At 45.0% G+C, this 23,225-nt stretch carries 15 protein-coding genes and 1 tRNA gene; 6 read left to right on the forward strand and 10 right to left on the reverse strand.

Going from position 1 to position 23,225, the window contains the following annotated elements:
* Positions 1-385 precede the first annotated feature (385 nt).
* The 5 genes from ftsH to ispH all read left to right on the forward strand — a co-directional run bounded on the left by ftsH (position 386) and on the right by ispH (position 7,796).
* Positions 386-2,461 (forward strand): ATP-dependent zinc metalloprotease FtsH, encoded by a 2,076-nt coding sequence (gene ftsH, locus ABK01_RS07075; RefSeq protein WP_253675122.1) that lies wholly within the window; start codon positions 386-388, stop codon positions 2,459-2,461.
* A 175-nt stretch (positions 2,462-2,636) separates the two neighbouring features.
* Complete coding sequence (locus ABK01_RS07080) at positions 2,637-4,574, forward strand: alpha-amylase/4-alpha-glucanotransferase domain-containing protein (RefSeq protein ID WP_253675123.1); 1,938 nt, start codon at positions 2,637-2,639, stop codon at positions 4,572-4,574.
* 25 nt (positions 4,575-4,599) lie between these two features.
* Positions 4,600-5,682 (forward strand): 3-dehydroquinate synthase, encoded by a 1,083-nt coding sequence (locus ABK01_RS07085; RefSeq protein ID WP_253675124.1) that lies wholly within the window; start codon positions 4,600-4,602, stop codon positions 5,680-5,682.
* Positions 5,679-6,863, forward strand: a complete 1,185-nt coding sequence (locus ABK01_RS07090; protein ID WP_253675125.1) for a cysteine desulfurase family protein — start codon at positions 5,679-5,681, stop codon at positions 6,861-6,863. Before ABK01_RS07085 ends, ABK01_RS07090 begins: the two co-directional genes overlap by 4 nt.
* Before the next feature lie 24 nt (positions 6,864-6,887).
* Positions 6,888-7,796 (forward strand): 4-hydroxy-3-methylbut-2-enyl diphosphate reductase, encoded by a 909-nt coding sequence (gene ispH, locus ABK01_RS07095; RefSeq protein ID WP_253675126.1) that lies wholly within the window; start codon positions 6,888-6,890, stop codon positions 7,794-7,796.
* 161 nt (positions 7,797-7,957) lie between these two features.
* Here the strand turns inward: ispH and ABK01_RS07100 are convergent.
* A tRNA-Val gene (locus tag ABK01_RS07100) sits at positions 7,958-8,031 on the reverse strand.
* An 81-nt stretch (positions 8,032-8,112) separates the two neighbouring features.
* Here ABK01_RS07100 and ABK01_RS07105 point away from each other — a divergent pair.
* Positions 8,113-9,039: a ribonuclease Z gene (locus ABK01_RS07105; protein ID WP_212564799.1), complete on the forward strand. Its 927-nt coding sequence runs from the start codon at positions 8,113-8,115 to the stop codon at positions 9,037-9,039.
* Between the two features lie 50 nt (positions 9,040-9,089).
* Here the strand turns inward: ABK01_RS07105 and ABK01_RS07110 are convergent, their stop codons facing one another.
* From ABK01_RS07110 to ABK01_RS07150, 9 genes are all read right to left on the reverse strand, one after another.
* Positions 9,090-10,343: a fibronectin type III domain-containing protein gene (locus ABK01_RS07110; RefSeq protein ID WP_253675127.1), complete on the reverse strand. Its 1,254-nt coding sequence runs from the start codon at positions 10,341-10,343 to the stop codon at positions 9,090-9,092.
* Positions 10,333-13,107, reverse strand: coding sequence for a FecR domain-containing protein (locus tag ABK01_RS07115; RefSeq protein WP_253675128.1), 2,775 nt, complete (start codon positions 13,105-13,107; stop codon positions 10,333-10,335). Before ABK01_RS07115 ends, ABK01_RS07110 begins: the two co-directional genes overlap by 11 nt.
* Entirely contained in the window at positions 13,073-14,977 is a 1,905-nt protein-coding gene (locus ABK01_RS07120; RefSeq protein WP_253675129.1) for an adenylate/guanylate cyclase domain-containing protein, read from the reverse strand. Before ABK01_RS07120 ends, ABK01_RS07115 begins: the two co-directional genes overlap by 35 nt.
* Positions 14,978-15,244: 267 nt before the next feature.
* Positions 15,245-16,720, reverse strand: a complete 1,476-nt coding sequence (gene gatB / locus ABK01_RS07125) for an Asp-tRNA(Asn)/Glu-tRNA(Gln) amidotransferase subunit GatB (RefSeq protein ID WP_253675130.1) — start codon at positions 16,718-16,720, stop codon at positions 15,245-15,247.
* Positions 16,717-18,177, reverse strand: coding sequence for an Asp-tRNA(Asn)/Glu-tRNA(Gln) amidotransferase subunit GatA (gene gatA, locus ABK01_RS07130; protein ID WP_253675131.1), 1,461 nt, complete (start codon positions 18,175-18,177; stop codon positions 16,717-16,719). Before gatA ends, gatB begins: the two co-directional genes overlap by 4 nt.
* A gap of 2 nt (positions 18,178-18,179) precedes the next feature.
* Complete coding sequence (locus tag ABK01_RS07135; protein ID WP_206181787.1) at positions 18,180-18,485, reverse strand: Asp-tRNA(Asn)/Glu-tRNA(Gln) amidotransferase subunit GatC; 306 nt, start codon at positions 18,483-18,485, stop codon at positions 18,180-18,182.
* A gap of 91 nt (positions 18,486-18,576) precedes the next feature.
* Complete coding sequence (locus ABK01_RS07140) at positions 18,577-20,973, reverse strand: methyl-accepting chemotaxis protein (protein ID WP_253675132.1); 2,397 nt, start codon at positions 20,971-20,973, stop codon at positions 18,577-18,579.
* A 369-nt stretch (positions 20,974-21,342) separates the two neighbouring features.
* Positions 21,343-22,698 carry an MFS transporter gene (locus ABK01_RS07145; protein WP_253675133.1) on the reverse strand — a complete coding sequence of 452 codons (1,356 nt, stop codon included), beginning with the start codon at positions 22,696-22,698 and terminating at the stop codon, positions 21,343-21,345.
* 6 nt (positions 22,699-22,704) lie between these two features.
* A complete protein-coding gene (locus ABK01_RS07150) occupies positions 22,705-23,193 on the reverse strand; it encodes a SoxR reducing system RseC family protein (protein WP_253675134.1) in 489 nt (162 codons plus the stop codon).
* Between the last annotated feature and the right edge of the window lie 32 nt (positions 23,194-23,225).

Raw genomic sequence — 23,225 nt, forward strand, 5'->3', positions numbered from 1 at the left:
AGACGCTCACCTTATACCTATGAAATTTCGCACAGAAGGAAGGCAACCGCTAAAAATATTTTTAATGCGGTTGCCCTGTTTCGCAACTTTTCACTCCGGAGCGACTTGTCTATATTGTTTTTTTTGAGTATGTTATGCCGTAGGGCATCTCTAAAAACTCGGTTAGATTTTTAGAAGATGCCTCATCAGCAAAGCTGATAACGAGTTTTAGTTTAAGTCTTTATATCATAACAGCTTAAATTAAAACATCGCAAATTACATCTAAGGAAAACCTCTAAAAACTGAGGTTTTTAGAGGTTTTTCGTATAGATAAGGAACCTCCACTACCTTCACCGGAGTTTTGAGCGGAATCCTAAAGCAAAAGAAAGATGAGGCAACGGCAGTTATGAATCAAAATGATGATAAGAATAAACAGGATCCGAACGAACGAGATCCTTTTAATTTTTTTAAGTTAAGTCCCGAACCGTCTAATAACAATAATAACAAGGATCAAAAAAAACCTCGATTACCTTTTATCGCTATTATTATCGGCGTATTCGTTGCGCTGCTCATTGCGAACCAATTCTTAATGAAGCAAGATGCGAACGTTATTCCTTTTTCGGAATTTAAAGACCGTGTTGCGTCAGGTGAAATCGTTAAAGTTATTATGGGGCCGACGTACTTTATCGGACAAACAAAGACGCAGGCGAGCAGTGAGCAGACCCGCAGCAGGCTGCCCTTTTTATCGGCAGATACGGGCGATGCTTATCAAACAGTCGGTATTTATTCCGAATCGTTTTTACAGCTGCTTGACGAGCATAATGTCATCTATTTAGTACGCCCTAAAGAAAATAACTTTCTTGTCGACTTTTTGGTTCAATGGATATTGCCGTTCGGCTTTATTTTCCTTCTTTGGCATTTTGTGATGAAGCGGTTTACGTCAAACCTCGGCGGACTCGGCGGCAGTATTTTTTCCGGCGGGCAAGCTCGGTCGGCAGCCGTCGAAGAAGGGAAAGTTACCACCCGCTTCAGCGATGTCGCCGGTGTCGATGAAGCAAAAGAAGAGCTGGTTGAGGTTGTAGACTTTTTAAAATACCCTCAAAAATACACTGAAATAGGCGGTAAGATTCCGCGCGGTGTTTTATTGGTTGGGCCGCCCGGTACCGGCAAAACCTTGCTCGCGCGCGCCGTTGCAGGAGAATCCGGCGTGCCTTTCTTTAGAATCAGCGGTTCGGACTTTGTAGAGATGTTCGTAGGCGTCGGCGCCTCCCGCGTACGCGATCTTTTTAAACAGGCCCGGGAAAAAGCTCCTTGTATCATATTTATCGATGAGTTGGACGCTATCGGTAAGTCCCGTTTAAATTCCTTTCATTCAAACGACGAGCGGGAGCAGACGCTCAATCAGCTCCTCGTAGAAATGGACGGATTCGATAACAGTACGGGGCTTATTTTGCTTGCGGCAACCAACAGACCCGATGTCCTTGATCCCGCGCTGCTCCGGCCGGGACGGTTTGACCGGCAGGTTGCAGTTGACCGCCCCGATATGAAAGGGCGAGAGCAGATTCTCAAGATACACGCTAAGGATGTTAAACTGGCAAACGGCATTGACCTCAGCGATACGGCTCGGATTACGAGCGGCTTTTCGGGCGCCGATCTTGCGAATGTAATCAACGAGGCGGCTTTGCTTGCAGTGCGCGGCGGCCGTAAGGAAGTTATCACGGAAGACCTCAACGAAGCGGTGGAAAAGGCCATCGCCGGTTTACAGAAGAAGAGTAGGGTAATCAAGGAAAAAGAACGCCAGATTGTTGCCTACCATGAAACAGGCCACGCTATAACCGCCGCCTTTACCGAAGGGGCGGATAAGGTACATAAGGTTTCCATTATACCGCGCGGTATTGCAGCGCTTGGCTATACCCTAAACATCCCCGAAGAAGACCGCTTCCTGCGCACTGAAAAGGAATTGCTTGCAGAGGTTGACTGTCTGCTTGGCGGGCGGGCTGCCGAATTTGTGCAGTTCGGCGTTGTTTCCACCGGCGCTGCAAACGATCTTTCACGCGCTACCGATATTATCCGTGGTATGATAACCGATTACGGTATGAGCGACCGCTTTAAAAACGTTGCGCTTTCAAAGCGGGGCAGCGGATACGGAGCGGGGGATCCTCAGCTGGTACGCGAATACTCTGAAACAACGCAGCAGTATATCGATGAAGAGATTGCCCGCATCATGGAAGAGCAATACGCCATCGTTGTAAACCGGTTACAAGCAAAAAAGTCCCTGTTGGACTATATTGCAAAGCGCCTGCTTGAGAAAGAAACGATTGATAAACAAGAGTTTGAGGATATTATCAAGGCGGAATCTCAGTTACCGCACCAACCTGTCCTCGCAGCGCCGGAAACTACACTGTCTGATTCATCCGATGCAGTCGCCGAAACGGACAAGCCCGCTGCCGATGACTCGGATTCATCCACTTCTCATCAATAATCAACATAAAAAATACTCATCGGGTATCTCTAACAACTAGCTGAAGTTTTTAGAGCTACCCAAGGAGGCTTTCACTTAAAATTTTCTGATACAGTTGCTATGAATACGAAAATTTATGCTTCCATATTTACTAAAAATAGTATACAATAAGCATTGTTTTAGTAAGGATGATCCTGTGAATACCTCGAAGAAAAATGTACATTTATGCTTTTGCGTACAGCTTTCCATCTCCTATTTGCAGCAGATTGATAAAAATGACATTGCATCGCTGTATAAATCTTTTTTTTCCGGTATTCAAGCGGAAGAAAAACTGCCTCTGACTATTTTTGCAACAGGCAGCTTTTTAGAGTGGCAGAAAGGGAAGCGTCAAGCATATACGATGTTGCTTAACAATATGCTTTCCCGTAAGCAAATTGAGCTTCTGGGCGGAGGATATTACCAGCCCTATCTCTCGCTCTTGCCGGCTCCCGATGTTATCGGTCAAATTGAGATGATGACTTCTGCTATCCGTACCCATTTCGGAAAGCGGCCACGCGGTCTTTTTTTAACTGCTTCTGCATGGACACCGTCATTGATTACACCGTTTACTCGGTGCGGTATGGAATATTGTCTCCTCGATTATCGCCTATTTCCTCAATATAGAGAACAAAATAATCAAAATGCTGATTTTTCTCCTGCAATTGTTGAAGATAAAGGAAAAACGATAACCGTATTTCCGTATATTCCCGATGATCTTGATTTTCTAAACCGTACACCGCAAGAATTTTATGATAAATTAGCAAATGCAGCCTCATCTACCGGAGAATCGATGTATCTTCTTTTCTTACCGGTTAAAACTTATATAAAATGCCTCGAAAAGAATAAAGATGGGCAGAACTGGTTTTCTTCTTTTATTGATATATGTAATCAACCGGATTCGGTCATACGGCTTACCCATACGGCTGAATTGATGAAGCGGCGGCGCCCGCATCTGCCGGTATACGTCGATTCAAATACCATTCTTTGCGATACTCCGACAGGACATGCGGTAAAACATACCATTACGCTGCAGCGTGATACCTTTAAAATTTATTCAAAAATGATGTATGTGAATATGTTAGCAAACGGTATGAAAGGCGATAAAGCGCGTAAAAAATATGCCTTGCAAGAGCTATGGAAAGCGCAAAACGCAGAGCTTTTCGCGCTGGAACCTTGTATCCCCGAATACCATAACGAATTACGCTGTATTGCCTATCGAAAACTGCTTGTTGCCGAAAAACAAACGCGGCTTCCGGGTATATTTACCGAAGGCCTTACTCGATATGATATCGATATGGACGGTTTTAAAGAAGTCTTATCGCAACGTTCATCATTAAATATGTATGTGCATCATCACGGTGGGAAGATTTTTGAATGTGATGTATTCTCTGCTTATAAAAATTATTCCGATATGCCGCTCGAGCATTCGGGGATGTTTATCGACTATCTCTTATCGGAAGCAGCCTTGCAGCGCCTCCAAGATGGGCTGCCGGAAGCGCTTACAACCGTATTTTCCGATAATACCTATCAAGAAACCGAAATTAATACAATCCGCTCTGAGCTGAAACTGTCAACTTCCGGTTTATTTGATTCCGGTATCAAGCAGCCGGTTTCTCTGCGTAAACAATACACCTTTTTTCCCGAAGGAACACAGGTTCAGTACATCTTAAAAAACGATAGTCCTTTTAATCTTTCCGCTTATTTTGTTGCTGAAATTGATATTGCCTTGGAGGAAACCGATTCTATTGTGCCTTCTTTATCGTTGTATGACTGTGATGATAATCAAAAGAAAGAACGCTGTATTACGACGGAGGCATTCAATAAAGTGTCATGGATACAGCTTGAAGACCCCGAAGGAAAGATCCAGTTTACAATGGAAGCAAATGAAGTACCCGGTCTTATCGTTATTCCTGTTTACGGTATCTGCAAAAGAGCAGCTAAGCCGGTTAGACAGCTGATACGCGGTGTGCGAATGTTTTTTTATTGGCGGACGGACTTAAATCCTAATTATGAAACGGAAAAACTGCTCTGGTTAAAAATAAAAAATAGAAAAACATCGCGAACGGCGGCTCCGGCAGCCTCACACACCGACTAACGTTTAAAACTTTAGCAAAAAACCGATGAAACAATTACCACAATCGTTTTCGTTTTCTACGCCGCACGGAACTACGCAGGTTTGGTGGTACTCGGATACCATCCGGCTCCCTGAACTTTCGGAAGAGAAGGGGAGAGTAGACGCATTGTACGTATGCGACGAGCATACGCTCCCTCTTTTACGGCAAGCTGAAAATTTTTCCGCTCAAGTGCCGCTGGTAGTGCTGTCGGCAGGAGATGCTGCAAAAAACTTAAAAAATCTTGCGCTTATTGCCGAGAAAGCTGCCGAATATGAACTTGACCGGCACGCTTGTTTTATTGCGTTCGGCGGCGGCGCAGTGTGCGACATAACCGCCCTTGCCGCTTCGCTCTATATGCGCGGTGTCCGATGTATTCTGGTGCCGACAACCGTGCTCGCAATGGCTGACGCAAGCATCGGCGGCAAAACGGCAATTAACCTTTCCGGTTATAAAAACCTTATCGGTACGTTTTACGCCGCCTCATCGATTATCCTCTGTTTTCCGGTACTCCGTTCCTTACCCGAAGCCGAATACCGTTCGGGACTTGCGGAAATACTGAAAACGGGAGTCCTCTACGATACCGAACTGTATCAAATGTTTGTAACCCAGCATGATGAGATTATCCGCAGAGATAGCGCCTGCATTTCGAAGCTAATTCGCCGCGCGGCGGAGGCAAAAGCTCGGGTTGTCGAGCGGGATTTTACCGAACAAGGAGAACGCGCTTTCTTAAATTTCGGACATACCTTTGGTCACGCACTCGAAAGTTTAGCCCATTTTTCCATACCGCACGGAGACGCCGTCGCATGGGGGATATCCCGCGCCTTAGCCATAGGTCTCCGTTTGCAACTCACCGATAAAGACTATGCTGATGACTTTACAACAATTCTTAACCGTTACGATTGGTGCACAGATTCTGTCTACTTTAGTAGACGGTTTAAGGATGGTTCTTTTGCTGATGCGATTATCGCACGCATGAAAAAAGATAAAAAGAACCGCGGAGGGGTGATCCGGCTTGTTCTTCAGGAGAATATCCTTAAAACACAGGTACGCGAAGTTGATACTTCTATAATACGGGAGGTACTGATATGATTTATCTGGATTGGGCAGCATCGGCAATGCCGTACACCGACGAGATCGAAGCCGCTTACCGTGAAGCAACGGCTGTGTTCGCAAATCCTTCGGCTCAACACCGTTTCGGAAAAGAGGCACGGGATATGCTGGAAAAAGCTCGCAGCCGCTGCGCCGCAGTGCTCGGAGTCCCTGCCGAAACGCTCTATTTCACCTCCGGCGCATCCGAATCAAACAGCCTCGTACTCCTTTCATTATTAACCCGTCCGGCAACCGGTAGTCTTGTTATCAGCACTATCGAGCACCCGTCGGTGCGGGAACAAGCCGCTGTCTTGGAGCACTGCGGCTGGACAGTTTTAACCGCACCTTCCGATAAGAGCGGCTGCGTTACCCCCGATGCAGTGCTCCATACGCTGCGGGAAGATACCATGCTGGTTGCAATTATGGGCGTTAACAACGAGATTGGTTCTGTGCAGCCGGTTCGCGACATTGCACAGGCTCTCAAAGCACATACAGCCGGAAAAAGGCCCGTTCATTTCCATGTTGACATGGTGCAATCGATCGGGAAATTGCCCGTAGCGGAGCTTGGTCTTGCCGATGTGCATTCCGCTTCGATGAGCGCCCATAAGATCGGCGGTCCGCGCGGTATCGGACTATTATACTTAAAACAGCCCTTAAATTCCGGAATCCGCGGCGGCTCACAGGAGCGCAATATTCGGCCAGGAACGGAAAATCTTGCCGGAGCCTGTGCGCTTGCCCGCTGTCTTGAAACAACATATACGGATTTTCAGCAAAAATTTGAGCGGGCAGGGGAGTTGTCGCAATTTCTCATCGAAGCATTGTGCCGAATCCCCGAATGTTCGATTATCCCTGCTGCAAGAGCGTCGGTCGAAATATCGAATGACACAGTACCGAATAGTACTAAATGCGCCCCTACATTTTCACCGTGGATCATACAAGTAAGTTTTAAAAATATTCCGGCAGAGATTATGATGCGATGTCTCTCCGATCGCGGAATCTTCATATCGGCCGGCTCAGCGTGTTCCTCAAAGAAAAAAGTTCGACCGATACTGGCTGCTCTTTCCGTTAGTCCCGAAATTGCGCAAAATGCCGTACGGATTTCCATCGGACATAACACGGAAAGAGGCGAGCTGGAACAGTTTGTTGCTGCTGTGAAAGAAATCGTCAAAGATTTTAATTAAGACTCAAAGGGAAAAAAGTATAAAATGATGCAATCCGATAGACCGTATCCGCAAGAACAGCATCGGCAGGTGAAGCGGGCAAAAGTGCTCGGCTACTGTATGGGAGTGCGAAGGGCGGTAGAGGCGGTATATCGCGCCCTTGCCAAGTATCCTGACAAAACCGTTTATACTTATGGTCCGCTTATCCACAATCCGGTAACGATGCGCCTTTTAGAAGCAAAGGGTGTGCGTATTGTAAACCCCGACGAGGAGCTTAAATCTCAGATTATACCCGACTCGCCAATTATTATCAGAGCACACGGCATTGCCCCGCAGAAACGACAAGAACTAATAGACTGCGGGGCAATTATTATCGATGCAACCTGCCCCCGCGTTATCGCAAGTCAACTGAGGGCTGCGCAGTATTCCCAAAACGGGTATACGGTTATCCTTGCCGGAGATAAAAATCACGGAGAATTGATCGGGATTAAAGGATACGCCTTGTCAGTGCCGGATGGTAAGTGTATTACCGTGCAGACGGCGGCGGAAGCGGAAAAACTACCGTATGACGGAGCGCCTACCGTTCTTATTGCCCAAACTACCATTAAGCGGAAAGAATACCGTGCAATCGCCGAAATCCTCAATAGCACAATTTCTAACCTTACTGTTTTGGAAACTATCTGTCCGGCAACTGACGAGCGTCAGGAGGCGCTCCTAGAGCTCATTAAAGAGGTTGATGCAATCCTCGTTATCGGCGGCGGTAATTCCGCTAATACGCGCCGTCTGTTGCAAACCGCCCTCGACAGCGGTAAGCCGGCTTGGCTTGCCGAATCCGCCGATGATATTCCGCAGGAAGTTTACCGATATAGTACAATAGGCCTCGCTGCCGGCGCTTCAACCCCCGACAGCAGTATTAACGCAATCGAAGAACGACTACTAGACAAACCACTATGAAGTATGGTATAATATTCAATTAAATCTATCAATAATGAGCGTTCTGTCTACTAGTGATTGCCATTATAAATAATAAATTAAATCTAAGAGGAACCTGTGAGCAAAGCTTACTTACTAAAAGCCGCAAACCTATCCTATTCATCAGCTTATTCTGGCGGGATTGGGCAATGCTGGAATCGAACCAGCGACCCCAAGCGTGTCATGCTTGTACTCTAACCAACTGAGCTAATTGCCCGCATTCGATAAATAACAAAAAGAGTCTATCTTATTTTACTATTTACGTCAAGCCCCAAAAAAGGTATACTGTTTTCCAGCTATGAATCTTGAAGCGTTTATCTTGGGTTGCGGAGGCATGATGCCTTTACCGTACCGCCATCTTACTTCGGTGCTGCTTCGCCGTGAGGGCGATTTATTCCTTTTTGATGCAGGTGAAGGTACGCAAGTTTCCCTCCGCCGCCTAAATCTCCGATGGAAAAAAATCAATGCCATCTTTATCAGTCATACCCATGCGGATCATGTAACGGGATTACCAGGAATTCTGATGCTATCGGCGCAGGTTGACCGCGATGAGCCGCTCTACATTATCGGTCCGCCGAAAATTAAAGAATATGTTGAAACAAGCCGACAAGTGCTCGATATGTATATCAATTACGAAATTATCATTCAAGAAGTTACCGAACCCGGCATTGTGTATAAAACCGATGAATTTCAAGTGCGGGCGTTTTGGCTCGAGCATACCAAGCCATGTCTCGGCTACGTATTTGAGGAATTTCCCCGTCCGGGAGCCTTCGACCCCGAATCGGCACGTAGGCTTAATGTTCCGTGCGGCCCACTCTGGTCAAAGCTGCAGGCAGGATTAGCAGTAGAAGCGGCAAACGGTACTGTCGTAGAAAGCAGCCAAGTGCTCGGCCCGCCTCGAAGCGGCAGAAAATTCAGCTTTGTAACCGATACAAAATATCTACCGACTATTGCACCGGAGGTTGCAGGATCCGACTTCTTAGTCTGCGAATCCATGTTTGCAAAAGGTATGGAACAAGATGCTGCCGAAAAAAAACACATGACTTGTACGCAGGCTGCCCGCATCGCACGAGATGCTGCAGTAAAAAAAATGGCGCTTATTCACTACAGCCCACGTTATACGGATTATGACTTAAAACAGCTTTTAAAAGATGCACAAGAAATATTCCCCAATACGGTCTTATCAAAAGATCGGATGGTAGAAACGATTGAATATCAAGATTAAGCACCGGGCGTCTCTAAATGCTCATTGAGTTCTTAGAGATACCTGAGCTTTTAGAATTCCCATCCGATACCTAACTGAGGTTGGATAATATATGCTGGGAAGCCTTTTCCTTGTTTAATTTTTCCTATATTGATTGGAATTGGAATAACATGATCGATATTGAATTCAACATATAGTTTTTTGTATACGTACACATATAAAGCCGTACCGGCGTTGAACGTCAATTCCGCAGACCATCCCTTTGGGCTTGTCAGTTTTTCCGTTGTATTAGCAGTATTATAGGTAAACTGCGTATTTACGAGAAACATCGTACCAAATCCGGCATGTGCATCGAACACCAATCGATGTTTAATAATCGGTACAAAATATGCGGCGTTTAAACTTGCAAATAGCAATCCCCCACTCAACGTATACCCGTCGGTCTTATTTCTTAAATAGGCTCCGGAACCGGTAAAATTAAAACCGAAATTCCCGTAAAACCGCTTTATCGGAGCAACAGTTAGCCGTATACCACCCGCCAAAGGTGCAATATTCGTATTGAAATAGTCTTTTTTTGACAATACTTGATTTCCGATAAAGCCATTAAAAACATAGTTGCCGGAAATAAATATATCAATTGGTTTTTGAAATCGAAATATGATATCATCTTTTTCCGCTAAAAGATCGCTCGGATCGACTGCTGCAAAGGTATAGGTACCCGGATTGGTCTTCATAAAATCAAAGGCGACAACTGCATGGGTACCGTTGTCTTTTATCTCAACAATAGTTCCGTGTAAAACCGATCCGCTAAAATTATTTGTAAGAATAAAGTCCGTTTCTTCATGGAAATTTTTACCGGTTATGGTGAGTGTTTGTTCTTCCAGCTCATCGAAGTTGATAACTTGCGGAGAAACCGAAGTAACTTCCGGCTGATAAGCGATTCGAATAGCAAAATTACGGTATTCACTCGCCTCTTCTTTTTGCCCTAAAAGATTGATAACCCGCACGCGAAAACGATAATCCCCCGGAGGCAAAGAAACGTCCGCATAATTCGTTTTTACGGTACGTTTATCTATTGCACGCCAGACCTTTGTTTTTTTATCCCGCTGTTCCAGCTCAAATTCAAAACCGAAAATATCATCCAACGCTTCCCAAGAAAGCCGTTGCACAAGCATGACACCCTTATCAGTTTCCTTGAGAAAATAATTTTTCTTTTCATTTGCTGCTGTTTTTACATCCTGTGCAGAATCAGCAGTCTGCTGAGCATACAAGGGAATAAAACAAAGCAAGAGGATACCAACAAGTAAACCATACTTATTTTCCATATAAAACTCCCGTTTCATCTGTCGATACCGTTCTTCCCTTAGGAATATCTATTTGAAAACGTATACGGGCGACAGTACCATCTTGGAATACTTTTCCATTACTTAGCCGCCGCTGCGCTCTCACTTCTGCAGAGAAAGTTCCACGGGATAATCTTGCGATATCTTTAAAGCTGACAGCCTGCTGCCCTTTACCATCTGAACGGATATCGGCTGTAAATATTGAGCGCCCGGAAGAATCGGAAAGCTTAAAACGATAATGAGTAGCATCATTCACTGAGTTCCATCTAAACTCGATAGTTCGATTCGACTTAAAGAAAGCGGCATCCAGCACCGTATTCGCTTTAGGGAAGCCGAACTCAACAGGTGGGAGCGGCGGTACCGGTAGAACCGTAAAGGCAAATCGCTTACGTGATGAAATATCGAAGCCCTCAGGTACGGCGGCCTTTATTTCCCATGTATATTTTCCAGCCTCAAGCGGAGGAGCTTGCACTTTTACTGCGGGATTGGATGCTTCAAACACCGGCTTACCGACACCGGATTTTCTTAGTACAAGAGTCGATGAAGATGGTGGAACAACCGACACCCATTCAAAGCTGAAAGGATTCAATGCCGCTTCAAGTCCGTCGATTTTTGCACCGTTTGCCGGATACACGAGCTCAACGGGTTTTAAATGTTTAAGAACAAAATTATGGTCAACTGCAAGTCCGTACCGTCTCGTAGAAGTTACGGATGCAGCGGCAAAGCCCTGAATACTAACGCGATAATTTCCATCGTTAACAGTCTGTAAAGCGATTTCGATTTTCGTATCGGTAATAAATAAGTTCTCGTATAAGGGGGAATCCTCATTACCAACCTTTATAATACGCACCTGATAATAATCTGCGCCTTTAACCGGCGACCATGCAAATTTTGTTTTTCCTTCGGGGAAAACAACAATCATATTTCCAATATCGAATAGATTCGGTTTTTCGAGGGGAGGCGCAACAGTAAAATACTTAGGTTCGGTTTTTATCGTCCCCGCTTGACCGCCTTCGGAGACTATTCTCCAATACCACTGACCTTGCGGTAAAGAAATTCCTTCAATGCCGTTACCGGATGTCTTTATATCGACAGCAAGTGTCGAGAAATCTTGGGAAGCGGATACTTGAAAGTGTTTTTCCGTTTCGATGTTTGTTTTCCATGTAAACCGGGTATCGGGACACAGAGTATCTGCAAGTACATATCCGTTAGGCGGGAAAATACCACGCAGTGTATAATCGGTATTAACCGTTTCAAATTTAGCCGGTGCGGAAGCGACCATCTCGGTACCTTTTGAATCGATTCCCGATACCGTCCAATAGTATTCACCGTTAGGCAAAACCGTTGCGGCATTATCAAGCTTAAAAGAATTGGATTCAACGATGGTATCGACGACAATCGTCTTCATTTGGGCGTCTTTTGCAACTTTAAGCCGATACGACTTTGTTTCGGAGATGTTTTTCCATGCAAAAGCCATTTCTTTCCCACGCGCAGTTTCCGCCGTTGCCTGAGGAAATAACACCTGTGGGATTTCGGCTGCGGCAGCTTGTTTCTCTATATGAAAAAACGATACTTTCGACGCTTCAGGCGCATTTTCAACTCCGATAAGATACCGAGGGGTAACGCGCCAATACCATGTTCCTTCACCGAACTCGGATAACGTCAGCGATTGAGTATTGATAAAGCGGCTGAATTGGGGGGCTTTCAGTTCAGGATTGTCGGCAACTTCCAACAAATAAGAAGCGACAAGGGAATTTCCCTCCCACAAGAATCGTACGATTGGAGCTGTCTCCGTATAGGTATACTCCGCTTCGAAAGCCGGTTCCAACAGTACCGGAGCAGGAGCCGCAATAATATTCACCTTACCGGATTGCACATTCGCATCAGACGATCCGGTTGTAGCAGAATAGAGCCGCCAATAGAAAGATATACTCTGTTGCGTAAGCGTATATTCCGTCAGACCGGTAACCGTATATTTTTGAACTTCATCGGAAAAATTACTGAGTGGAGAAGTTTCAAGTATTAATTCTTCACCGACAGGCAAAGAGCTTTGCCATTGGAAGGGTACATCAACGCCGTTTCCACTTTGATTGAGTAATCTTACATTTTTACCGGGACTGACTACTACCAGAGGCGCTTGTATTCCCGTCTGTATAACCGAACCTTGTGTCAGCAGCTCCGATTGTGCTCCTTCCTTCTGTCCGGTAACGGCGGCTTCACCTTTTTCTACAACGAGCTGCAGATTTCCCTCGCCGCTTTTATCCGCACGGAACGAAGAACCTTTTGAAATCTTTGCAGTCGTGTTTTCAGAACTAACCAACATGTTAGAAGAATCCGAAGTTTCAACCGATACGAGCCCATTCGTCAGATCAATACGGGATTCTTCGTTGTTGACAAATACCTGAATCATCGTACTCGAACCGAGCTCGACAACGTTACGATCAACAAAATACAAGGTTGCTTCCGCTTCAGGGGACGTACGTATGGTATCACCGTTATATACGGGAGAATTCTGCTGCGGGCGATCCCAAACGGCGCGGTCAAGGAACTTGCGCTGAACCGACTTATATTTAAACGTAACCGTTGCAACCGGTGTCTTATCGTTACGTGAAAACGTTCTATTTAAATTCCTCACAAATAAAAATGAGCAAATAAAAATTATCAATAGACAAAGGGCTACAACGGAAATATCCGCACCCGTATTTTTAAAATTAGGATTGGATTTTGTATTTTTTCTCGTCTTCATTAAGATTTACCTTTGCAAAATCGGGAATAGGAATTCCCAATACGTTTCTAATCTGATTAAGACTCGTCGGGCCTTTTTCACCTGCACCCGGGATACCTTTTTCGTTGGGCATATTGATGACCGCAAACATACGGAGCGGCTTCTCTTTTCCTTTTACGGTAACCGACGGCATCTCTTCTACCAGAACCTGATCATGTACCAGCTTGTAAGTGTATTCAGTGATAAGAATATCGGTTCCCATCGGCTTATTCAAAGCTTCCGTTCGTGATGCAAGGTTTACCGCATCACCGATAACCGTATATTCCATACGCTTCTGAGAACCGATTTGTCCTGCAACAACGGGTCCTGAATTAATACCGCATCCGATGCGGATAATCGGTTTTTTATCCCCTCCCCGTCCGCGGTTAAACTGCATAAGAGCCGCCCTCATGCGGAGCGCTGCACGGATACAATTCAGCGCATCTTCACGCGGAGATCCGGAACTCGTCGGCGCACCCCATACCGCCATAATCGCATCGCCGATAAACTTATCAACGACACCATGCGTATCATTGACACATTCAACCATCTGAGTCATGTATTCATTCAAAAAGCCGACAACTTCAAACGGTTCAAGTTTTTCGGAAATAGCGGTAAACGAACGAATATCGGAAAAGAAGATCGTCGTTTCTTTCGTTTCGCCGCCGAGCGCCAACCGTCCCTGAGCAGCAAGCTCTGCGATTTCTTTATTAATAAACCTTCCGAAAGAATCCTTTAAACGCTCCCGTTCTGCAAGACCTTTTCCCATCTGTACGAAACTTGAAGTTAAAAGCCCAACTTCATCTTGTGTCTTCGGCTTTAAGTCAAGCTCATATTCACCCGCCTCAATTTGATGAGCGGCAGCGGTCAAAAGTTTAATCGGTGTGCTGATGGATTTTGATAAGAACCACACAAACATTGCCGAAAGTGCGAGTACTGCGATACTTAAATAGAGATTCCGTTTTGCCGTATCATTGACAGGTTCAAGTACCTGTGCAGCTTCTGCAGTCGTAAGGACCGCAGCATCTCCAAGCGAAAGCCGTGTATAGGAACCAAAATATTTTTTACCGGTCTCATCTTGAAACAGCATTTGCCGGTTTGTATCGCCGTTTTCACGCATTTGAGTAAAAAGTGGGAACGATGCAACGCTCGCACCGCGGCGGATAAGATCAAAATCAGGATGAATAAGCACATCACCCGTATCGTTTACGAGATACGTTGTCTGCAATGTTCCTTGTCCGAACCCGTCGGAAAGCTTTTCGGCAGAAAAGAATACCGCAAGCCCTTGCGCAAGTCCTTTTTCTCTATACGGATAAAATAAGACCAGCATCGGTTGATTAAATAGCGGCGCCGCATTGAGGATCTTCATAATCCCATGTTCAACCTGAGCCGCTGCTTCCCGTTCCTGCTTTAAAAACGTTTCTACGAGTGAAGGCTCCAGCTCATGAGATAAAAAAAACATCGTATTCAGCAGCGTACGATCGATACCGTCGGGACGCCGTGAGTCGGTAACCAGAACAGCTGCAACCGAAGGATTTCGTTCAAAATAAAATGTAGCGGCTTGCTTTGCGAAACTGCTTGAGCTTTCGGCCGTATTGATTAAATCCAAAAGTAAAAAAGCATTTGCTCTGATGGATGCAAGCTCGTTTTCGACGGAATTTGCCGCTTGTGCGTTTACCGTTCGATTGTTTTCTTCGGCAGTAATTTGAACATCTTCGCTGCCGAATAATGTTACCAGCAGAGTAATAGTACCAAGTGCAATAATAAGCAAAATGGAAATCATGGTAACCAATTTTGCGCCTATCGGAAATCGCACTTTGTCCTGTTTAACCTTTTCTTTTTGCCCTGTCATTTATTTCTCCGTACTCGGAATGATCATAGTTTTCCTAAGAAAATACATACAATGAGCCGTTTTATACATTTAACACATTATATTCTATGACTATTACTGAATAATTCTACTACAACTTTCTATTTACTACAAGGATAGATATACCCAAGAAATATAAAAGTTTAAAAAAAAGAACCATGGTTATTGTTCTTTAATATATGTAACGCCGCCGGTATGGTACTATACACCCTCTAAAAAACAATTCTTAGAGGGTGTTTTTGTCTCATTTTATAATGCTGCCAGTTTTTTTCGTACCAGTTCCGTCGTCTGGTTGGGGTTTGCCTTGCCTTGCGACTTTTTCATCACTTGCCCCATCAACCAACCGGCGACATTGGTTTTACCTTTTTTCCAATCGGCAATAGCTTGAGGATTTGCTGCAAAGACTTCATCCACCAGTTTTTCGATAGCGCCAGCATCACTTACTTGTGTCAATCCCCTGTTTTTGATGATCTGCTGGGGATGTTCACCGCTTTCCAACATCTCTACAAAAACATCCTTTGCCTGCTTGCTGGTAATAGTCTGTGCATCAAGCTCATTTACCAATTCGGCGATATGGCCGGGGCCGAAGGGCAGCTGCTCAAGTCCGATATGCCTTTCATTTAATACCGCAAGAACTTCCGCAAGTACCCAGTTGGCAACTTTTTTGGGGTCTTTTGTTTGAGCGGCGGCAGCTTCAAACCACTCTGCCAAACTCCGCTCGGTTGTCAGTGTTTCCACATCGAATTGAGAAAGACCGTATTCTTTCTTAAAACGTTCCCGTTTTGCAGCCGGAAGCTCTCCAACGGTTTTGCATACCGAATCGATGTATTCACGACTCAGCATCAGCGAAGGGATATCGGGTTCGCGCATAAAACGGTAGTCAAGCGCGGAATTTTTTGTACGCTGGATAACGGTCTTTCCGCTCGGCTCATCCCATCCCATCGTACGTTTAAAATCAGCCGAATACTCTTGCCGATCGGTTTTAAACTCTTCGAGCTGCCGCTGAACCTCATACGCACAGGCGTCGCGTACCGTTCTAAATGAGTTCATATTCTTGATTTCGGAAATCGGCGTGCGATACTCTTTACCGTTTTCAAATACCTTTAGGTTGATGTTCGCGTCGCAGCGCATCGCACCTTCTTCCAAATTACCGTCGGTAACGCCGATAAACTTTAAAATTTCCCGAATTGTCTGCATATACTGCGCTGCTTCTTCGGGGCTTTTCATATCCGGCTTGGATACGATTTCGATCAGCGGAACTCCACAGCGGTTATAGTCTACATAGCTATGCGCTCCTTCGATGTGAAGGCTTTTACCGGCATCTTCTTCAAGGTGAATGCGCTCAATTCTGATTGTCCTCATCTGCGGCGGTTCATTGGGAGCTGCCATATTGATTTCAACCTTGCCGTTTTCGCAAATCGGTTTATCGAATTGGGTAATCTGGTAGCCTTTAACCAAGTCGGGATAAAAATAATGTTTGCGGTCAAACTTACTGAATTCGTTAACGGTACAGCCGAGCGCAAACCCTGCTTTAATACCGAGTTTCACATATTCATCGCCGATAACGGGCAAGGCGCCGGGAAGTCCCAAACAAGCCGGACAAACACGGGTATTCGGCATTCCGCCGTAACGGTTTTCGCAAGAGCAAAAGGCCTTTGTCTTTGTTAACAGTTGGCAGTGAATTTCACAGCCGATAATTACTTCGTAAGATAATTCCGAACTCATACCCGTGCCGCCTCCAACGTTTTTGCCAATCGTAAGATTTTTTCTTCAGAAAGCTTCGCGCCCGCAATTTGCATACCGATCGGGCGGCCGTCCTGTGCTTTGCCCGCGGGTATCGACAGCGCCGGAATATGGGATAAATTAACAAATGTTGTAAATAAATCCGAAAGGTACATCGCAAGCGGATCGTTTACACGCTCCCCGAGCTTAAATGCCGGTGTCGGCGCAGTCGGACAGAAAATAAAGTCATACTGCTGTAAGACCGCCCCGACCTCTTTTTCCATACGGGCGCGGACACGGAGCGCACTTTCATAGCAGTCACCCGACAGGTGATGCGATAATACATAGTTTCCGGTGATAATGCGCCGTTTTACCTCGCGGCCGAAACCGGCAGAACGGGTTGCGCAGTATAATTCGTCGTATCCCTTTCCCGGATCCTCGCGTAAGCCGTAGCGGATTCCGTCAAAGCGGGCTAGATTGCTCGATGCTTCGGAAAGCGCAATAACATAGTACATTGCAATGGCAGATTCCAACACCGGTATGGAAACGGGATCGACTTGAATACCCTTTGAGGCAAACCAACTGCGGAACTTTTCAAACAGCGCCGCAACATCCGTATCCAAACCTTTTGCTTGCGTAAATTCAACCGGTAATGCAATGCGAAGTTTCTTTAAATCGCTGTCAGTGTATGGTTCCAAATGTGCGCAGGAAGAAAAATCATATTGAACACTCGTTTCATCATGCGGGTCGGTGCCTCCTGCAACGGAAAGGCCTAAGCCAATATCATCCACACAGCGGGCGAAAAGTCCTACTTGGTCGAGTGAAGAACCGAATGCAACCACACCGTAGCGGCTGATAGCGCCATAAGTCGGTTTTAATCCGTATATTCCGCAATACGAAGCGGGAAGCCGCACGGAACCACCCGTTTCCGTACCGAGCGCAAACGGAACTTGAAAACCTGCAACCACCGCTGCGGAACCGCCCGAACTGCCACCGGGTGTCAGCGCGCGATCTACAGGATTATGCGACGGCCCATATACTGAATATTCAGTGGAAGAACCCATCGCAAACTCATCCATATTTGCTCTACCAATCGGTATTGCGCCAGCCTCCGTTAAACGGGTAATAACCGTCGCATTGTACGGGGCTCTGTAGCCGTCCAATATTTTACTGCAGCAGGTACAGAGTTTCCCGCGTATTGAAATATTATCTTTTACTGCAAAGGGCAAGCCTAATAGCGGCTTATCAGTCCCTTTGCCTTCTTTCCGCAGTGCATCAGCTTTTTCCGCTTGCGCTTCTGCATCGTCAAAAAACTCAATAAATCCATGCAACGGCGTCGTTTGCTTTTCATCCGCCTGATATGCTGCCTTTAATGCACGAACGATGTCAACGGAAGAGACCGCCCCTTCTTCCAAGTACGTTCTTAATTCGGTTAAACTTGCTGTACAAAGATCTTTCATAATCACACCCCGCTCCCGAGGACTTTAGGTACACGGAAATAGCCGTCCATATATTCACTCGACATCTTCTTCAAATCCGACTGTGTTATGCCTGCTACAATAGTATCGCGGCGGAGTAACCCTTCCGAAATCATTGAAGTGTCGTCTGCCTCGGTAGGCACATCATACTTTTTGAGAATATCGAAATATTCAACAATTTGACCAACCTGTCCGGCAATAGACTCCATGTCGCTGTCGTTAGAAGAAAGACGCGAAAGATAGAGTAAATTGTCAAATACTTCAGGAGTAATTTTACTGTTTTGAGCCATCGTTTTTCCTTAACCCATAAATATCTAAGGGAATCTCCCAAAACAGAGTTTTAGAGATTCCCCTTATTTTTAAGAAACATCGAAAATATGATTAGATTTCGGGAATTTCATTGTTATCCGCCACCACTTCCTGATTCTGAGAAGATAAACGATTTAAGCGACCGATAATTTCCCGTGTTTGCTCTTGCGATTCTGCAGTTTTTGAAAAAATACGTATTAAGTTGGTAATATTGTCAAGCATTGAATCAATTTCTGCATTAACTTTTTCCGTTGCTTTCGTTAAACGTCCAAAGCTGGAAACCGTATTTTCCCGTGTTTCAATTATTCGGCTATTTTCGTTCTTCAAAGCCGTCATTTCTTCCAATACTTCTTTCAGCGTTTCTTCCATCCGGGTTGTATGGGCATCCGTATGTCCGATAAAGGTTGCGATTTCCACGAGCATGTGTTCAAAGTCCGTCACCTTATCACTAATATCAGTGAAACTCTGAGCTAAAACATCTGTCGCAGAAGCAGTTTCATCAATGGAGGCAGTAATCTGCTTAATAATTTTCCCTGTTGAATCCGATTCGGCAGACGCCCTCTCAGCCAAATTTCGGATTTCTTCAGCAACGACAGCGAACCCTTTACCTGCATCACCCGCATGAGCCGCTTCGATAGCAGCGTTCATTGCAAGCATATCCGTCTGCTCCGCGACCTGTGTTATCAACTGATTGGTCTCAAGCAAAACGGCGGAACGGGTAGTAATGTCGGATATCGTCTTTGTCATCTTTGAAAAGTTCGTTTTTCCGACTTCATTTGCTTGGAAGATATTTATGAAGTTATCTTGAATAACCTTGAATTTTTCCGTTAACAGTTTTGTGTTTTGGATTAAGTCCGTAAGCTTATCCATCGCATCCTTCGATTTTTCACTTTGATGCGTAATCTTCGTATCTAAACCTTCAAGGAACGTATTTAAATAGTTAGTATTGGTTTCCGTATCAATCAAACTTGTTTTCTGTGAGGATACCTCTTCGAGTACTAACTTAATATAGCTTGAAATTTTATCAACATAAGACTGAGCGTTGTGCATATTCGAAGTCAACACGCTATCTTCGTTTGCCAAATCTTCGATAACCTTTTTAATTTCGGTGATAAATGTACCCAATTGATCGGAAGAAGCAATGACTTTATCACGCATCAACTCACTCTCTCGCTTTTCAAAATAAAATATTCTGGCAAACGACACTGCCTGAATCAGTAGGAAAAAGAGGAGCCCGAAGGGGAGCGTTGCCGATATCTGAATAATATCCATCCCTTCAAGGAGATCGATCACGGAGGTAATTATCAACGCGGCAAATCCAATTGCAATAAACGATGCCTCTTGTTCTTTTTTATAAATAAGCCGCACGATAAGATACAGAATATAAAAAACTTCAAAAAGGCAAATAATTTGGTGTACAAAAAGGAAGGATGTAAAAAAAGAACCTTTTGTAACAAGCGTTAGAATTCCATATAGAAGACCTTCGGAAACCCAGACAATGACAATCGCCTTATGAATATATTTCTTATATAGTTCATAAAAGTATAAGATGACGGGAACTGAAACAGTTGCAAAAGTAAAGTAATCCATACGGAGCGTTGCCATCCAAGACAAGTCGAATAAATCGCATCCAATCATCGTCCCTGTCGAGAGTATTCGTATCATAACGATAAATACGAGCATGGTAAAATACAAAATACTGATTTCTTTTGATCTGAAAATAAACAATATCAAATGGTAAAGACCGAGCGCTAACGCAAAGCTGAAAATCATTGCTTCGATAAGCTTACGTTGATATATGGACGATTCGAGGACGGATGTTTTATTAAGGATAACAGGATTGTATATACCCTGTTTTTTGTGATCAATACTCTTTATTTGAATCAAAAGATCGATCTGCGTTTCGCCCGAGGGTAATACAAAACAAGAAGATCGCGCATCTGTAAGTTTTCTTCCGGAAGGATTATATGCGTCAAGTTTTACGCCGTTTGCAAAAACTGTCAGCGAAGGGAATCGGTTTTTCAGATACACCGAAAGAGAAGGTGCTCCTTTGGGCAACAGTAGTCTTATGGTATATGTCGCATATCCGTTTGAAGGATAGGCCTTACCTTGTCCCGCTTTTTCAGCTGCCCAAGAAGACGGCACCGACATATAGACAGAGGGTTCTTTCCAATCTTCCAGAAATTCGTTCCAGAAAAAGCCATAAGTACCGTTAAGCATCACTTTACCCTGAGTGTCAAAGTTCCAGTTGCGTAAATCGATAACACCACGTTGTACCGTAGGGACACTTTCTGCATAGACAGCGGTGCCCAAGCCCAAAAAAATAAAGGTCGTCAATACGACCGACAAAAAATACTTTTTATTATAGAAAGCTTTTTTAAACAGTGAACCGAGGCGGTATACCATAGCAGAAGCGGGACAAATCACTTCGGTATGTTTTGCACCGGGACGAGAAAATAATTCTTTCATGCTGTAACTCTCCATACGTGTATGCCGTTATCACAAGAGGATGATACCCCCAGCAATATAGACCGGCTATTTTGAATATTATTTAGTATAGACTAAAAAGCCGAATTATGCTAGCACCCTACTTTTGAAAATATGCATACCGTCTACGGCGTTGCATTACCAAAAGTGTACATCCTTGTACACTTTTGGCAGCGAGTTTCAGCATCGCTGAAACATCGATTCTGATATAACCAGCGGCATCCGTGCCGCTACTGAAAATCCTCGACGTGCAAAAAGCACGCCTGCGGGTGTTATTCACTCTGCGCCTTGTATCCGGTACTACTATTTTCAAAAGCGCTGGAATTACGGGGCATATACGGCGTTGCGGCGTTATTTTTTATCGATTGGGTAAAAATGAATGAGTATAAAGCCTAATAGACACACGGCAGCGGCGATCGGCCCTGCAATAAGTCTGATAGCAAATATCGTATCGGAGGACTGGAGTATATCGGCGCGATATCCCGCAGCGCTGAGGATTAAACCTGAAACACCGGTCGAAACAGCCTGCCCGAGCTTACTGGCAAATGTCCACACTCCGTAATAACAGCCCTCGTTGTGTACCGTATCAGGTTGCCACGCAATCGCATCAGGCAACATTGCCCAAGGTGTCGCAAAAGCAAAACCAACCCCAACTCCTGCACATACGAACAACAAAGCAAGACCGATTAATCCGATACGGTGTCCTATAAAAAAGATTACCATCGTAGAAATACACAATACGGCAAGTCCTATGCGGTAGGAAACATTTTTCCCCAGCACATTTGAGCATTTTGCCGCAACAGGAATCGAAATAATAGCGGTTATCAGCAATAGCCCCATAATCGTACTTGAAAATGATTCCGCTTGGTAAATGTACTTTAGATAATACACAACCATTCCCTGCAAAAAATTGAGCGCTGTAATATGCAGCACAAAAACTACCAACAGCACTGTGTACGCGGAATTTGTAAATACCGAGCGGTAAGCAGAAAAGAACGCTTCTGTTTTTTTCTTACCGTTTTTAGGCGGAGCGGCAGACTCCCGCACTGAAAAAAAGGTGATAAGCGTTGTTATTATGATAATACCGCCGATAGCTGCCCCTGCAACCGAGAAGCCTAAGGCTTTAGACGGAAACATATTGACAATCGGCACCACAATAACAGCACCCATTATCGTACCGATTCCGGCGCACAAAAAACGGTAGGCATTTAACGAGGTTTGTTCGTTATAATCCGAGGTTAATTCGGGGGTTAAAGCAGAATACGGAATATTCACGAGGGTCATCGTCGTATTTACCAAACAAAGCATCAACAATGCCCACCAAAACAGCGCCGTTTGACCGGTAAACGAAGGCTTGGTAAAAAACAGCCAAAGCGAAAGACCGAACGGAAGCGCTCCGAACAAGAGATACGGACGGCGCCTGCCGAATCGGGAACGAGTGTTATCGGAAAGAAAGCCGACAATAGGGTCGGTAACCGCATCCCATATTTTCGCCACCATAATGGCGATACCGGCAAGGGCGGGCGCCAGATACACCGTATCGGTAAGATAGGTCAGCGTCCAAAACCCCATCGCCGTAAAAAACAGATTTCCACCGATGTCGGCAATGCCAAAACCGATTTTTTTTCGTACCGGTAACCGTACATCAGCTAAACGTACTTCGGTGATTAGCACTTCTGCACTATCGGCAATGTTTTTTTTATTCATAGTTTTTTACTCATAGACGGTAACAATCTGCGGAAGCGCCCGCTCTTTTAAGATACGGCTTATACCAAAAGCGATAGCTGCCCCTACGGCAAGACCGGCAGCGATACCGGCTAAAGCCAGCGATTCGTTATGCGTTTGCAAAAAGATTACCGTAAAGAAAAGCATCGAAAGCACGAGCGGAATACCGACTGCGCACAGTCCCTGAAAGCGGGCGGCCTTCTCGGAAATAAAGACGCCAACCTTGTTCCCAATCCATAAATCTTTTCCCGAAACGTTCAGCGCATCGACGATGTTGCCCTGTACAACCAACAAACCGTCTTTACTGCCTCCGCCACAAGCATGACAACCGCCGCCGCATGACGCGCATCCGCTGCGGCTATCGGTAGATTTAATGGAACAAAGATCTGCTTCGGGCGTATCGTATTCAACGGTTGCAATCTGCATGCCGTTCCGTTTCGTTATCGGCATACGTATCACTCTTCCTATTCTTTCCATAAAGCCTCCAAAATCAGTCGAATCGGCAATAT

It is taken from the genome of Treponema sp. OMZ 305 (assembly GCF_024181325.1).
Lineage (GTDB): Bacteria > Spirochaetota > Spirochaetia > Treponematales > Treponemataceae > Treponema.

Bases quoted from the DNA above. Each gene is read 5' to 3' on its own strand.
- ABK01_RS07085 (WP_253675124.1), top strand. From the start codon at position 4,600: ATGAAACAATTACCACAATCGTTTTCGTTTTCTACGCCGCACGGAACT.
- ABK01_RS07110 (WP_253675127.1), bottom strand. From the start codon at position 10,343: ATGGAAAATAAGTATGGTTTACTTGTTGGTATCCTCTTGCTTTGTTTT.
- ABK01_RS07135 (WP_206181787.1), bottom strand. From the start codon at position 18,485: ATGGCTCAAAACAGTAAAATTACTCCTGAAGTATTTGACAATTTACTC.
- ABK01_RS07120 (WP_253675129.1), bottom strand. From the start codon at position 14,977: ATGACAGGGCAAAAAGAAAAGGTTAAACAGGACAAAGTGCGATTTCCG.
- gatA (WP_253675131.1), bottom strand. From the start codon at position 18,177: ATGAAAGATCTTTGTACAGCAAGTTTAACCGAATTAAGAACGTACTTG.
- ispH (WP_253675126.1), top strand. From the start codon at position 6,888: ATGATGCAATCCGATAGACCGTATCCGCAAGAACAGCATCGGCAGGTG.
- ftsH (WP_253675122.1), top strand. From the start codon at position 386: ATGAATCAAAATGATGATAAGAATAAACAGGATCCGAACGAACGAGAT.
- ABK01_RS07105 (WP_212564799.1), top strand. From the start codon at position 8,113: ATGAATCTTGAAGCGTTTATCTTGGGTTGCGGAGGCATGATGCCTTTA.
- gatB (WP_253675130.1), bottom strand. From the start codon at position 16,720: ATGAGTTCGGAATTATCTTACGAAGTAATTATCGGCTGTGAAATTCAC.
- ABK01_RS07090 (WP_253675125.1), top strand. From the start codon at position 5,679: ATGATTTATCTGGATTGGGCAGCATCGGCAATGCCGTACACCGACGAG.
- ABK01_RS07115 (WP_253675128.1), bottom strand. From the start codon at position 13,107: ATGAAGACGAGAAAAAATACAAAATCCAATCCTAATTTTAAAAATACG.
- ABK01_RS07150 (WP_253675134.1), bottom strand. From the start codon at position 23,193: ATGGAAAGAATAGGAAGAGTGATACGTATGCCGATAACGAAACGGAAC.
- ABK01_RS07145 (WP_253675133.1), bottom strand. From the start codon at position 22,698: ATGAATAAAAAAAACATTGCCGATAGTGCAGAAGTGCTAATCACCGAA.
- ABK01_RS07140 (WP_253675132.1), bottom strand. From the start codon at position 20,973: ATGAAAGAATTATTTTCTCGTCCCGGTGCAAAACATACCGAAGTGATT.